9 protein-coding genes, 1 tRNA gene and 1 riboswitch are annotated in these 14198 nt (G+C 62.2%); of the genes, 4 read left to right on the top strand and 6 right to left on the bottom strand.

The genetic code is table 11. The features are described 5' to 3' along the window. Positions 1-110 precede the first annotated feature (110 nt). The 4 genes from J2Y41_RS19430 to J2Y41_RS19445 all read right to left on the bottom strand — a co-directional run bounded on the left by J2Y41_RS19430 (position 111) and on the right by J2Y41_RS19445 (position 3803). Positions 111-1283: a globin domain-containing protein gene (locus J2Y41_RS19430; protein ID WP_309930951.1), complete on the bottom strand. Its 1173-nt coding sequence runs from the start codon at positions 1281-1283 to the stop codon at positions 111-113. 139 nt (positions 1284-1422) lie between these two features. Continuing rightward, positions 1423-1893 carry an Rrf2 family transcriptional regulator gene (locus tag J2Y41_RS19435; RefSeq protein ID WP_224094402.1) on the bottom strand — a complete coding sequence of 157 codons (471 nt, stop codon included), beginning with the start codon at positions 1891-1893 and terminating at the stop codon, positions 1423-1425. Positions 1894-1916: 23 nt separating this feature from the next. Beyond that, positions 1917-2372, bottom strand: coding sequence for a hypothetical protein (locus tag J2Y41_RS19440; protein WP_309930953.1), 456 nt, complete (start codon positions 2370-2372; stop codon positions 1917-1919). A gap of 12 nt (positions 2373-2384) precedes the next feature. Beyond that, positions 2385-3803, bottom strand: coding sequence for a phosphomannomutase/phosphoglucomutase (locus J2Y41_RS19445; protein WP_224166469.1), 1419 nt, complete (start codon positions 3801-3803; stop codon positions 2385-2387). 140 nt (positions 3804-3943) lie between these two features. Here J2Y41_RS19445 and J2Y41_RS19450 point away from each other — a divergent pair, with 140 nt between their 5' ends. Next, a complete protein-coding gene (locus tag J2Y41_RS19450; RefSeq protein WP_309930956.1) occupies positions 3944-6109 on the top strand; it encodes a RecQ family ATP-dependent DNA helicase in 2166 nt (721 codons plus the stop codon). 175 nt (positions 6110-6284) lie between these two features. Continuing rightward, a complete protein-coding gene (locus J2Y41_RS19455; RefSeq protein WP_309930957.1) occupies positions 6285-7718 on the top strand; it encodes an MFS transporter in 1434 nt (477 codons plus the stop codon). A gap of 77 nt (positions 7719-7795) precedes the next feature. Here the strand turns inward: J2Y41_RS19455 and J2Y41_RS19460 are convergent. Both J2Y41_RS19460 and J2Y41_RS19465 read right to left on the bottom strand, forming a co-directional pair. Then, positions 7796-7883, bottom strand: a tRNA-Ser gene (locus J2Y41_RS19460). 144 nt (positions 7884-8027) lie between these two features. After that, on the bottom strand, positions 8028-10289 hold the full coding sequence (locus J2Y41_RS19465; protein ID WP_309930959.1) for a prolyl oligopeptidase family serine peptidase: 2262 nt from the start codon (positions 10287-10289) through the stop codon (positions 8028-8030). A gap of 60 nt (positions 10290-10349) precedes the next feature. Between J2Y41_RS19465 and J2Y41_RS19470 the strand changes: the two genes are divergently transcribed. Next, on the top strand, positions 10350-12335 hold the full coding sequence (locus J2Y41_RS19470; RefSeq protein ID WP_309930961.1) for an FAD/NAD(P)-binding protein: 1986 nt from the start codon (positions 10350-10352) through the stop codon (positions 12333-12335). Positions 12336-12409: 74 nt separating this feature from the next. Continuing rightward, positions 12410-12508, top strand: a riboswitch (glycine riboswitch). A gap of 133 nt (positions 12509-12641) precedes the next feature. Continuing rightward, entirely contained in the window at positions 12642-14141 is a 1500-nt protein-coding gene (cycA, locus tag J2Y41_RS19475; RefSeq protein ID WP_396133570.1) for a D-serine/D-alanine/glycine transporter, read from the top strand. Positions 14142-14198 lie beyond the last annotated feature (57 nt).

Below are 14198 nucleotides of genomic sequence, written 5' to 3' on the forward strand. Positions count from 1 at the left end.
CTCTTAAGGACAACGGCGTTCTTAAGACGACGGCGGCCCGTCACCTTTTCATCAAAGGTGACGGGCCGCCGTCGTGCTTTCGGCGTCTAAGAGGGGTTTGCCGCCCCGCCTTAGTTCGCGAGCCAAACGTCGGGGCCGAAAACTTCGTAGTGGATACTGGTGGCCGGGATGCCGGCCTCGATCGCTTCGTCGCGAATCTTCTTCATGAAAGGCAACGGCCCGCAGAGGTACAAGGAAGCGTCCGCGGGCATGTCGATTTCCCTCAGGGACATGAAGCCTGCGTTGACGCGGTGCCTTTCATTGCCGGGCTGAGGCGATTCGAGCCAGAGCTGCAGTTCGGCGTCAATGCTTGCGGCGTCTGCAGTCATTTGGCCGCTCAATGCCCAACTGTCCATGGAACGTTCGGCGTGCAGGACAAGAACCTGGCGATCTGTGCCGGCCTCGGCCAGCGAACGCAGGATTGAGGCTGTAGGCGTGCACCCGATCCCCGCCGACGCGAGCACCACCGGTCCTTCGCCGTCGTTGAGGGTGATCTCGCCAGAAGGGTTGGAGATTTCGAGCACATCGTTAGGTTCGACGGCGGTATGCAGGGCGGTGGATACCTCGCCGCCGTCGTTTAGCTTGGTGGTGAAGGTCCGGCTGGTCCCGGCGTCGCCTGACAGTGAATACTGCCGCACTTGGCGCAAGCCGTCAGGGAGTACGACCTTGACGCTCACATACTGGCCGGGAAGGGCCGGTGTTACCGGAGTGTCGTCGGCAGGTTCCAAGGTGAATGTCATGGCGTCCTTGCCAGCCGGTACTTTGGAAACCACGCGCCAAGGCATCCACATCTTATTGTTTGACTGGGAGGCGTAGAGGTCCTTCTCAAGCTTGATCAGGGCGTCTGCCATGAGCCAGTAGACCTCCGTCCAGGCCTCGGCGATTTCAGGTGTAATAACGTCCGACAAGTCGGCAGCGATTGCTGCGAAGAGGTGCTCGTAGACCACTCCATATTGCTCTTCGGCGATGCCCAATGAGGCGTGCTTGTGGGCTATCCGGGCCAGGACCTTTTCCGGGAGCGTGCCGGGGTTGTTCACGACGTGGGTGGCGAAGGCGGCGATGCTCCCGGCGAGTGCCTGTTGCTGATCACCCGAGCGCTGGTTGGAGCGGCTGAACAGTCCATCGAGCAACTCAGGGTGCGCTGCAAAGAGGCGCTTGTAGAAGTCGGCGGTGATGTCACCAATACGCGAGCCAACCAGGGGAAGCGTGGCTTCAATAATCGGGCGGGATTTTTCCGAGAGCATGATTCTCCTGCGGGTAGGGGTCCGGTGGGTTATTCGAACCGTCACAATACAAGCATTTCGAATGCCTGTATTTACACCTCAATTTCTACTCCTTGTAGAAAAGATGCGCAAATCGGATCGCGATCCGGTCCGGACGCCGTCAGGGCAGGGTTGCGGGGGACCTGAATTCGGGTCGGAGGCCTATTGTTTGGAAGACCGGATTCATCTGCCGGGCATGAGGCAGGGACGAGATGACGACGGTGTCGAGCTCACGATAGAAGGCTTCGCGGGCCCGGTTCATTGCGTGGCGGAGACCGCACTCTGTGATGAGGGGGCAGTCATGGGTGGGGGACTGGCATTCGGCGGGATCCTGCCGGCTGTCCAAGTGGCGAAGGAGCTGGCCAACCGTTGCTTGGCGTCCCGCTTCGTTCAGGCGCGATCCACCCAAGCGGCCTCGTTCCACATCAATCAATCCAAGGCTGCGCAATCGGACCATGGCCTTGCTGACATGGTTATACGGAGTGCCCACGGCGTCGGCAACAGCTTGGGTAGTCAGCAACGTGCCCTCAGGGGCGGACGCCAACACCATGACGGCGCGGAGGCTCACATCTGCGAACGCGTTGATTTTCATGGGATCAGCCTACGTAGTCAGGTCTAGTCCACCCAGAGCGAGGGCTCGTGGGTGTCCGGCTCAAGGGCGCCGAAGGAGAAACCGTCGGCTGTGTGGACGTAGGGGATGACTGCTGCCATGACCCCGCCATCCCGGTGCTCGGCGGTGCCGTGGATGCCATCCGAGCCATGCTCGGGCAGCGCGACATCACTTGCGATGGCCACGACCCGATAATCGTTGCGACCCTGGCGAAGTAATTCCTGGACGTCCGTCAACATCGCTCCCGCGTCAATGTGGCCGTCCTCGTCCGGCTCGCCTGGAGAAACCATGACAATCCGCACCTCGCCTTCGTGTGAAAGCGTGATGCCAAAGGGGAGAAAGCCGCCGTTCTGCAGAATGTGCTCCTGGGCAGTCCCCAGTGCAGTCCCCAGAATCTCCCGGAGTTCACGCTCTTGGACGGTCCCGGTGGAATCGGCCTCGTCGATTGGCTGCTCGCTCATGTTTGCCTGTCCTTATGCCCTGACCAGTGCCAGGACGCGGTCGCGGATTTTTTCCATGGTGGGCAGGTCTTTGGCTTCGGCGTTCAGGCGCAGGAACGGCTCCGTGTTGGAGGGGCGCAGGTTGAACCACCAGCTGCCGTCCTTGGCGCTGAAGGTGCTGCCGTCCATGTGGTCTATTTCGACGTCATCATTCTGGAAATCGAGGCGGACCCGCTCGATGGCGCCTGCTTTGTCTTCGATCTCGGAGTTGATTTCCCCGGAGGAGACGTAGGGCTCGTACTGGCGCCCGAGTTCGGACAGCGGACCGTCCTGCTCGCCCAGGGCCGCCAGGACATGCATCGCGGCGAGCATGCCGGTGTCCGCATTCCAGAAATCACGGAAATAGAAGTGTGCCGAGTGCTCCCCGCCGAATACTGCACCTTCTTCGGCCATCACAGCTTTGATGAAGGAATGCCCGACGCGGGTCCGGACTGCCCGGCCGCCGTCCTTGGCAACGAGTTCGGGAACGGCCTTGGACGTGAGCAGGTTGTGGATGATCACCGGGGTCTGTTCCCCGGATGCCTGGGCTCGGGCGATCTCCCTGCGTGCCACCATGCCCGTGATCGCCGATGGGGAGACGGGCTCGCCCTTTTCGTCGACCACGAAGCAGCGGTCAGCGTCGCCGTCGAAGGCAAGGCCGATATCGGCGCCGTGCTTGATCACGGCGGCCTGGAGATCACGGAGGTTTTCTGGTTCCAGCGGGTTGGCCGGGTGGTTCGGGAACGAGCCGTCCAGTTCGAAGTAGAGCGGGATGATCTCGAACGGCAGGGCAGGGAGGAGTTTGTTGCCAAGCACAGCAGGGGTGGTCAGCCCGGCCATGCCATTGCCGGCGTCCACGACGATCTTCAATGGCCGGGAAGCGGAGAGATCCACCAGCTGGCGCAGGTATTGGGAATAGTCCTTCAGCACGTCCCGGACACCGATCTGCCCGCGCGTCGCTGCCGCGGGGATGGTGCCTTCGTTCAGGTAATGCTCGGCGAGGGCCTGGATCTCCTTCAGGCCACTCTCGGAGGAAATCGGTTGAGCCCCTGCCTTGGCCATTTTGATGCCGTTGTATTCGGCCGGGTTATGGCTGGCAGTGAACGTGGCACCGGCTGCGTTCAAGGCACCGCAGGCGTAGTAGAGCTCGTCAGTGGAGATCAAGTCCAGCAATTGGACGTTGGCGCCCCGGGTGGCAGCACCGTTCGCGAAGGCCTGGCTGAACTCCGGCGAGGACGGGCGCATGTCTCCGCCAACAAGGACGGTTTCACCTTCAAGACCCAAAACGTCGATGAAGGCAGCACCGACTGCCTCGACGATTTCAGCCGTGATGGATTCCCCCACGATGCCCCGGACGTCATACGCCTTGAAGGATGCCGAGAGGTCGAAGTTCTTGTTCTGCTCGCTAGTCACGGGCTCAATCCTACTGTGGCAGCGCAATTGAGCATGAACGGGGGAAGCTGCTATGTGGAAAAGCCGGTCCTGGCACACCGCTTTCCACATAGCCGGGGCCACCGGTTATGGCTGTCAGGGGCTGCTGGAATACTGGGTCCATGGCCAACAACTCCCAAAATGCCGCTGTTTCCGTGGAATCCCCTACCCGCCAGAGGGCTTTGGCTTGTCTTCGTGAGCTTGTGGGGCACCCCGAGGCAGAGTTCCATGACGGCCAGTTCGAGGCCATTGAGGCATTGGTGGACGCGGGGCGCCGTGCCTTGGTGGTCCAACGCACGGGTTGGGGAAAATCCGCCGTCTACTTCGTCTCCTCTTTGTTGCTGCGTCAGCGGGGTGCGGGTCCCACGCTGATCGTGTCTCCTCTGCTCGCGCTCATGCGGGACCAAGTAGCGGCCGCCGCACGGGCGGGAGTCCGGGCTGTGGCCATCAACTCAGCCAACGCGCTTGAGTGGGACACTGTCCTGGCCCAGTTGGCAGCTGACGAGGTGGACGTTCTCCTGGTGTCGCCGGAGCGCCTCACCAATCCCTCGTTCAGGGAGAACCAGTTGCCCGAGCTGATCCGCAGGACCGGATTGCTTGTTATCGACGAAGCCCACTGCATTTCGGATTGGGGCCACGACTTCCGGCCCGATTACCGGCGCATCGCGGATCTCATTGCCCAACTGCCCGATTCGGTTCCGGTCCTCGCCACCACGGCTACCGCCAACTCCCGCGTTGTCCACGATATCGAGGAACAACTCGGCGCCGGAGTGCTGACCATCCGGGGTGCGCTGGGCCGCGAGTCGCTGCGACTCGGGGTTTTGAACTTGTCCGACTCCCGCGATCGCCTGGGGTGGCTGCTGACGCACCTGGCGGACCTCCCCGGTAGCGGAATCATTTACGCGCTGACCGTCTCAGCCGCAGAGGATACTGCCCGGCTTCTTTCCGAGGCCGGACACAATGTCTTGTCCTATACCGGCCGGACTGATCCTGCCGATCGGGAGCGGGCAGAACAACTCCTCAAGGACAATCAAGTCAAGGCGCTTGTGGCCACCTCGGCGTTGGGGATGGGATTCGACAAACCGGACCTTGGCTTCGTCATTCACCTCGGGGCGCCGTCCTCGCCGGTCGCCTATTACCAGCAGGTTGGTCGAGCCGGCCGAGGTGCAGCCAACGCCGACGTCCTGTTGCTTCCAGGCTCCGAGGACCGCGAAATTTGGCAGTATTTTGCCACGGCGTCCATGCCCTCAGCTGAAAAGGCAGACGCCGTCTTGAGGGTGCTTGGTGAGGCCAACGCGGCCATGTCCACGGTGGCGCTCGAAGCACGCGTGGACCTTCGGCGCACGCCTCTGGAACTCCTCCTTAAGGTCTTGGCCGTTGACGGGGCAGTTGAACGCGTAGGCGGCGGTTGGCGTGCTACCGGACGGCCATGGACCTACGATGCAGAGCGCTACGCGCGCATCGCGGAGGCCCGGGTGGATGAGCAGGACTCCATGGTGATTTACCAGGACACTGCAGGTTGTCGCATGGAGTACATCACCTCTGTGCTCGACGACGAGACTGCCGCCCCTTGCGGCCGTTGTGACAACTGTGCTGGACGCTGGTTCCCAGTGGACATTGCAGCGGCTGCCGTTGATGCAGCAGGCCAGACGCTCCGTCGCGCCGGGATCGTGGTGGAACCGCGGCTCCAGTGGCCCAGCGGAATGGACAGGCTGGGAGTGGGAGTCAAAGGCAAGATCAAGCCGGACGAAAGCATTTCCGAAGGCCGTGTGCTGGCAAGGCTGACGGACTTGGGCTGGGGTGGCGCGCTCCGCGAGCTCTTTGCCGCCGGGGCACCCGATAGGGCAGTGGACCCCGCGATGCTGCAGGCCTGCGTTCAGGTTCTGCGCGAATGGTCAGGGGCCGACGGCGGAACCGCCTGGAGCGGGGCGGGGCGCCCGGCGGCGGTCGTCAGCATTCCCTCAAGGAGCAAACCACAACTTGTGGATTCACTGGCGCAGGGGATCGCGGGCATAGGGCGGATGCCGTACTTGGGTCAACTGCATCCAGAGCACGGCGGGCCCACAGGATCCCGTGGAGGCAACAGCGCTTACAGGCTCTCGGGAGTATGGGACCGTCTGGCGGTCGGCCCGCAATTGGCAGAGGCACTGGCAGGCATTGGTGACCAACCTGTCCTCTTGGTAGACGACCTCATCGACAGCCGCTGGACACTGACTGTTGCGGCGAGGGCGCTCAGACGGTCCGGGGTAGGTGCGGTACTGCCGCTCGCCCTGGCACAGGCGGGGTAGGGCGCAGGCGGCGATTCGCTCAACCCGGGGCAGTGCTTCAAGGCGAGGAAGTGCGCTGAAAACCGTCATGTTGTGAACGCTCCCACGGTGCCTCTATAGGATCGAGCAAATACGAGGATCGAGCAAACACGCGCGCCTGCTGCTGCAGGCGATTAGACAAGACTTGGACCGGACCATGAGCACAAAACCGAGCAACACCGACGTCGAAGCGGCCAATGAAACCAGTTGGCGGCCGCGTTTGGCACTGCTGGTGGCGGCAACGTTCTTCATGGAGTTTCTTGACGGAACGATCCTCACCACGGCCATCCCCAGCATTGCGGCCGATTTCCGGGTGGCACCGGCTGACATCAACATCACGATGACCGCCTATTTGGTGACAGTGGCCATGGGGATCCCCTTGAGCAGTTGGCTTGCCGAGCGGTTTGGCGCCCGCAGGATATTCTGTCTGGCTATTTCGGTGTTCACTATTGCTTCCCTTTTCTGCGCAGTAAGCACCGACTTGACCATGCTGACGTTGAGTCGGGTGGCGCAGGGGGCAGGCGGCGCCATGATGGTTCCCGTGGGCACCCTGGTGGTTTTGCGGGGTACGCCCAAATCCGAACTTCTGCGTGCCACCGCCTACTTGGTATGGCCAGGCCTTCTTGCCCCCGTTTTGGCTCCCATGGTGGGGGGCGCCCTCACGACTTTCCTGTCGTGGCACTGGATCTTCATCATCAACGTCCCCCTCGGCCTGGCTGCCTTCATTGCGGCACTGAGGTTGGTTCCGCGGACTCAATTTGATGCCAACCGCCGTCTTGACTGGTTTGGCCTCTTGCTGACTACCTTGGGCGTGGGTTCCCTTGTGGTGGGGCTGGAAACGCTGGGCGGACACGCATCGAATCTGCTGGCTGTTGTGGTGGTGGCTGCCGGCTTGGTTTCCCTCGCAGGTGCGGTCTGGTGGATGAGCAAAGCAAGGGTTCCGCTGTTCAACCTCAGCGTATTTGGCACCAGGACTTTCAGGGCGACATCCACGGGCGGTTTCATTTACCGGCTGACCATCAGCTCGGTTCCCTTCCTGCTGCCTCTGATGTTCCAGGATGGATTTGGGTGGGATCCCTTGAAGGCCGGGGTCATGGTAGCCGCAGTCTTCGTGGGCAACATCGGGATCAAGCCGGCCACCACACCCCTGATAAGGCGCTTCGGGTTCAAACCGGTGCTCGTCTTTGCATCCTTCGCGTCGGCTGTGACGTTTGCCTTGTGTGCGTTCCTGAATGCCCAAACACCCGAGCCCCTCATTTTCGCGTTGTTGCTGCTCAGCGGTGCCTTCCGATCCATAGGCTTCTCGGCCTACGCGTCCGTGCAGTATGCCGACATCGTCCCGGGGCAGCTGCCCTCGGCCAACGCCATCTCTGCGACCCTCGTACAGCTGGCAGCTGCGGCAGGGATCGCTGTGGGGGCCTTGTTCCTGAGGCTGTTCGAGTCCACGGATGTGCTCGGGGTTGACCAGGTAGCAGCCTACAAGGGGGCTTTCATAGCCATGGCTGTCCTCATGCTGGTCAGTACAGTGGACAGTCTGACCCTGCAGCGGCATGCCGGCGCGGAAGTCAGCCACGGGGCGAAGCGCAGCTAGACCGGCGCGGGCACAGGGCTTGGGGTAAAGCCCGGGTTAACGCAAAAGGTCCCGGTTCGAAAACCGGGACCAATTCGCGGAGACGGGGGGATTTGAACCCCCGGTGGAGTTGTGCCCCACACTTCATTAGCAGTGAAGCCCATTCGGCCGCTCTGGCACGTCTCCATTTGCTATTGCTAGCCCACCAAGGATACGCAGAACGTGCCGTCTAGTGCAAAACCGCCTTCAATCGGCTGCCCATTTCGATGGCTCGCTACCTGCGGGACCGTTCGCAGGACCTTGCGTGCAATGGGCCATCGAAACGGAACCTCAGTTGCTCCCGGCCAGCACACGCCACAGGAAGTGGTTGCTCCGGGCTTGAAGGGCGGCTGCCTGCCTGTTGTCCGAGGCGCCGGCATGTCCGCCTTCGAGTGCCTCGTGGAACCAGACATTCGGGATACCCATTGCCTGCATCCGAGCTGCCATCTTTCGGGCTTGGACGGGGCCTACCCGATCATCCGACGTCGCAGTCCAAATGAAGGTTTCGGGGTATTCGACGCCGTCGTGAAGCAGGTGATAGGGGGAGAAGGTCCGGATGAACTCCCACTGCTCAGGCAAATCCGGGTCTCCGTACTCGGCGATCCATGAATATCCGGCAGAGAGTTTGGTATAGCGGCGCATGTCCAGCAATGGCACGCCGCAGGACACTGCACCAAACAGTTCCGGGTACTGGGTCAGCATGTTGCCTACCAGCAGCCCACCATTTGAGCCGCCCACACAGCCGAGTCGACGGCGGCTGGTCACGCCGCGGGAGATGAGGTCCTGTGCCACGGCGGCGAAGTCTTCGTAGGCTCGGTGCCGCTTTTCCTGCAGCGCTGCCCGGTGCCACGAGGGCCCGTATTCGCCGCCGCCACGGATGTTCGCCACAACGTACACACCGCCACGGGTGTGGGAGCCGGGACCGTCAGCCAAGGCAGCAGCGGACGTGCGACGCTCCAGCCAAGCCCTGCCAATGGTGCCGCTGTAGGCGGGGGTGCGGGAAACTTCGAATCCGCCATAGCCTGAGAGCTGCGTGGGATTTTGTCCGTCCAGGACCAGGTCCTTGGATGCCACCTGGAAGTAGGGGACTTTGGTCCCATCCGCCGAGACAGCGAAATGCTGCTGGACCTCATAGTCGCCGTCATTGAAGAACGACGGCGATCGCTTCACCACGGCGTGCTGGCTGGTGACCCCGGCAGCTGCTCCGGCAACAGACGAACCCGCCGGCCCTGCAGTGAGGGTGCCGCGGGTGAGGGTAGTGGGCGTAGTGAAACCGGTGGCGACCAACCAGTAGTCATTTCCGGCTCCGGATTCATCTTCGTCGTCCACCGCGTAGGCATTGACGTCGTGAAGCGGCGGGCACGCGTCCAGGACGGTGGCAACCCAGCTGCTGTCGGAATCGACGCGGGAAGGGTCCAGCACCCTGATTTCGGAAGAGACGTCGCGCAGGACGTTGAGCAGCAGATAGTCCTTGGTCCAACTCCACGATTGCAGCGACGTGTGGTCATCCGGGGTAAACAGCACCACAAATTGGCGCGATCCAGCCAGGTAGCCCTCGAGGTCAGCGGCCAGCAGGGAACCGGCCGCGTAGGTAACGCCGGAAACGTCCCAGTCCTTCTGCGGGCGGAGCATCAGCCATTCTCGGTGGGCAATGATGTTCACGTCGGTGGGCACATCGATTTCAAGCCATGAGTCGTCGCGAAGCAGCCACGTCTTGCGGTTGTAGAAGTCGATGTAGTCTACGGCGAAGGTCCGTTCGAAGCCCGGGGTGGAGTCATGGGCCACGATGGCCAGCATGTGGTCTTCGGGGATGTCGAAGATCCGCTCTGCCTGGGCGAGGGATTGGCCGCGACGCAGCTTCACGCCGGTCCGGGCGTACGAGGAGGTGGTTGCAGGCAACCCTTCTGCCGTACTGGAGACAAGCAGTGTGTCCGCATCGAGCCAACTCACGTTGCCTTTTGCCGTGGGCAGATCGAATCCGCCGGCGGCAGGGTCAACAAAGGTGCGGGATTCGACGTCGAACTCGCGGTGCCGGTTGGCGTCACCGCCGTCGGGGGACAGCGAAACCATCGCGAAGCGGTACGTGTCCCCGTCCGAAGGACGAAGGAACCCGGCCCCATGGAACACCCATTCGACGCCTTCTGCTGCGGCGAGGGCATCGATGTCCAGCAACACGTCCCATTCGGGAGCCTCGGAGACGTAACTTTCCCAGGTAGTGCGGCGCCAAAGGCCCTTGGGGTGCTCCTGGTCCTTCCAGAAGTTGTAGTAGAAATCGCCGCGTTTGTTCACCATGGCGATCCGGTCCGTCGAATCCAGGACCTCCAGGATGCCGGCTTCAACCGCTGCGTAGTCTGCGTCCTCCAGCAAATCCTCGGTTCGCGCGTTCTGTTCCCGGACCCAGGCCAGCTGTTCTTCGCCGTGGATGTCCTCCAACCACACGTTCTCATCCGTGGGTTCGGGCGCGATGGTCGCAGCGTGGCGAGGCCCGGACTTGGTCTCCAGATCCGTGTCATTGTCAGGAAGGGGCGTCTGATCAGCTTCTGTGGTGGTCATCGCCCCATCCAAGCAACACTTTTCAACTGGAAGCAAGTCACGCAGAAGTTAGGCTTGAGCGTGGCTAAATCGCAAATCAATCGTGTTGCCCTTATTGGGGCCGGCCCCCGGGGCACGAGTGTCCTTGAGCGGCTGCTCGCGAATTGGGCTGCAGGGGCCACCAGCCGCGCGAACCGGACCGATACCGGGCAGCGCACACTGCACATCCACGTTGTGGATCCTTTCCCGCCAGCATCCGGCCATGTGTGGCAGCCGGAGCAGTCCAGGCTGTACCTGATGAACACACAGGCGTTCTATCCGACGCTCATCCCGGAAGACCCCAAACTTGCGCAGCCCCTCGCAGGCGGTTCGTTCGACCAGTGGCGCGCCGCCCGACGTCGTGATGGACAGGGGCTGAACGACGCCGAAAAGGCGGAGTTGGCCACCCTGGAGTCCCACGATTTTCCCAGCAGGGCGCTCTACGGACGGTACCTGCGGCAGACTTTGGCGGAACTGCTTCAGCGAATGCCCGACGGCGTGGAGGTCACCTTCCATGAGACGACCGCCGTAGCGGCGCGCCCGGTCCCGGCAAGCCCAGGCATCGCAGGTGGGCAAGCGTTCGACGTCGAACTGGCCGACGGCACTACCCTCACCGTCGGCTCGGTGGTCCTCGCGCTGGGACACGTCGAGTCACGTTTGAATCCGGAGCAGCGTTCGTTCCAACGGGCAGCCGATGAGCACGGCCTCCTCTACTTCCCGCCTGCACCGCCAGCCGACGTCGACTGGCAGCGGGTGCCGGACAACGAGCCCGTCCTGGTGCGTGGAATGGGACTGAATTTCTTCGATGTCATGGGCCAGCTGACTGAGGGCCGGGGAGGCAAGTTCGTCGAAGCCGGCGTACCGGGAGCCGGAGTTCTCGAGTACCGGCCCTCGGGCAGGGAACCCAGGATTATCGCAGCATCCCGGCGCGGAACACCGTACCGGGCCAAGGCCGGTTTGGCGGGGTATTACCCCAGCAGCATCACCATGCGTTACTTGACCGAGGCAGCAGTGGACCGGTTCAGGGCAGCCGGTATCCAGCCCGGATTCGACCACGATCTTTGGCCGCTCCTGCACCGGGACGCCTTGTGGGCCTATTACTCCACCCTGGCAAGGTCGCAGCCTGCCGCCATCCGCGATGCGGCGCAGTTCCTCGCGGACCTTGAGGACGCGTTGCAACCCCACGCGCACACCACCGCCAACTGGGAAAGCGACGTCGCCGCCTTGGTGGACAAGCACGTGCTTGCCTCCCGCCGACTGAATGTCCGCGGACTCGCTGCGCCCTTGGCTGGCCGGACGTTCGCGTCCCGCCGGGAACTGGATCTGGCGATAACGGCCTACCTGGACGACGACGCACGACGCTCCGCACTGGGCGAAGCGGATCCCGTGAAAATGGCAATCGGCGCACTGCATACCGGCAGGGCGATCCTGAAGTCCGTCGTGGCAGACGGTGGTATCACGGACGAATCGTGGGTCGCTGAACTGAGGGGATGGTTCGAATCGTTCGTTGAAGGCCTTGCCAGCGGGGCCCCGGCACTGCGTTCGGAGCAGTTGGCTGCTTTGGCGCGTGCCGGCGTCGTTGGTTTCGTTGGACCCGACCCGAAGTTCAGTGTGGACAGAAGCGCCAAGGTTTTCCGGGCAGTCTCTCCATGGGTCCACGACGGGCCAGCGGAGGCACCCACGTTGATTGAAGCGATGTCGCCGGCCAACAGGGTGGGCATCAATATTTCTCCACTCCTGGAACAACTCATGGCTGACGGCCTTGTGCGAACCAAAATCATGATGAGTGCCGAGGGCACGCCGGTGCAGACAACCGGACTGGATGTGGAACCGCACCCGTACCGGCCTGTGGCGTCCAACGGCTCTGTGACCCGGGGGATGTATGTTTTGGGTCTGCAATTGTCGGCGACCCAGTGGGGAACGGCCATTGCTGCCGAGGCGCGTCCAGCGACCGGGAAGGCTTATGCCAGTGGCCAGCGAACCCTGCGGGATGCCGACGAAATCGCCCGTAGCATTCTGGCCAGCTAGCTGCCTTTGTTTGCGGTGTGTCCAATGCTTCGCTAGTGTGTGAGCTGCATCACCGGCAAAGTGGTGCGCGCTTTTGATCTGCGGCGGGAGAGTCCTGCCGGTACATCCCGTCAGGCGCCGTAGGAGCAAACCCTCCCCAGGAATCTCTCAGGCCCATGTACCGCCGCGGCGAGGCAACTCTGGAAAGCAGTCCGGGCATCCGGGCTCACCGAAGGTGCAAGCAGGCCATCCCTGCGGAAACTCTCAGGTCCACCTACAGAGTGGGGAGGAACCCGAATCATCGTGGCACCCAGTGCCGCCTGAACAATGGAGTTCCTCTTGACGATTCAGCGCCCACCCTCCTCCGTCCCGCATCCAGCAGGCTCACCACACCTCGAACCACACCTCGAACGGCAGCTCAGCAACCGGCACATCCAGCTGATCGCGATAGGCGGTGCAATTGGCACGGGCCTGTTCATGGGCTCGGGAAAGACCATTTCTGCCGCTGGTCCATCTGTCATTTTCGTGTACATGATCATCGGCTTCATGCTCTTCTTCGTCATGCGCGCCATGGGCGAGTTGCTCTTGAGCAACCTGAACTACAAATCCTTCAGCGACTTTGCAGCGGACCTGCTGGGTCCCTGGGCAGGGTTCTTCACCGGCTGGACCTACTGGTTCTGCTGGGTCGTTACCGGCATCGCCGACGTCATCGCGATCGCCGGGTACTCCAAGGAGCTCTGGCCGTCCCTTCCACTCTGGGTGCCCGGATTGATCACCATCGGAATCCTGCTGCTTCTGAACCTGGCTACGGTGAAAGCATTCGGCGAGACCGAATTCTGGTTCGCCCTCATCAAGATCGTCGCCATCGCGGCACTGATCATCGTCGGTTTGTTCATGATTTTCAGCGGCTTCCAGTCCGACGCCGGACCGGCCAGCTTCACCAACCTGTGGAGCCACGGTGGCTTCTTCCCCAACGAATTCATGGGCTTCGTCGCCGGTTTCCAGATCGCCGTCTTCGCTTTCGTCGGCATTGAACTGGTAGGCACCACGGCCGCCGAGGCCAAGGACCCGGAGAAGAACCTGCCCAAGGCCATCAACTCGATTCCGGTCCGCGTGCTGCTCTTCTATGTGGGTGCCCTCATCATCCTGATGTCCGTCACCCCGTGGACCCAGTTCGCGGCCGGCCACAGCCCATTCATTGCAATGTTCTCCCTGGCCGGCCTGGGCGCGGCGGCTACGATCGTCAACCTGGTGGTTCTCAGCTCTGCGATGTCCTCAGCCAACTCGGGTATCTACTCAACGTCCCGCATGGTTTACGGATTGGCCCAGGAAGGCGACGCACCCGCCGTTTTCGGAGCATTGTCCGGACGCAAAGTACCCCGCAACGCCCTGTTCCTTTCCTGCGTCCTGCTGCTGTCCGGCGTCGTCCTCATGTATGCCGGGCAGGACATCGGCAAGGCGTTCGACATGGTGACAACCGTGTCTGCTGTCTGCTTCGTGTTCGTATGGTCCATCATCCTGGCCAGCTACCTTGCATTCCGCAAGCGGCGGCCACACCTGCATGATGCTTCGGCGTTCAAAATGCCAGGCGGCGTGGTGATGGTGTGGGTGGTTTTTGCGTTCTTTGCCTTCGTGCTTTGGACCCTGACCACGCAGCCGGACACTTTTGCTGCGCTCCTGGCCACGCCGCTGTGGTTCCTGATTCTGGGGGTGGCCTGGGTCATCCTGCGTCGCCGGCCAGCGCACCTGATTCGCTTCAAGGAGTTCCAGGCGCAGCTTGAGAAGGACGCCAAGCACACGGAGGAACCCGAGCTCGCCAAGAAGTAGGCGAAAATCCAAAAAGGTAGCCTCTCACGAGTCATCCTCGTGAGGGGCTACCTTTTT

Source organism: Arthrobacter sp. 1088, assembly GCF_031455315.1.
Classification (GTDB): Bacteria; Actinomycetota; Actinomycetes; order Actinomycetales; family Micrococcaceae; genus Arthrobacter.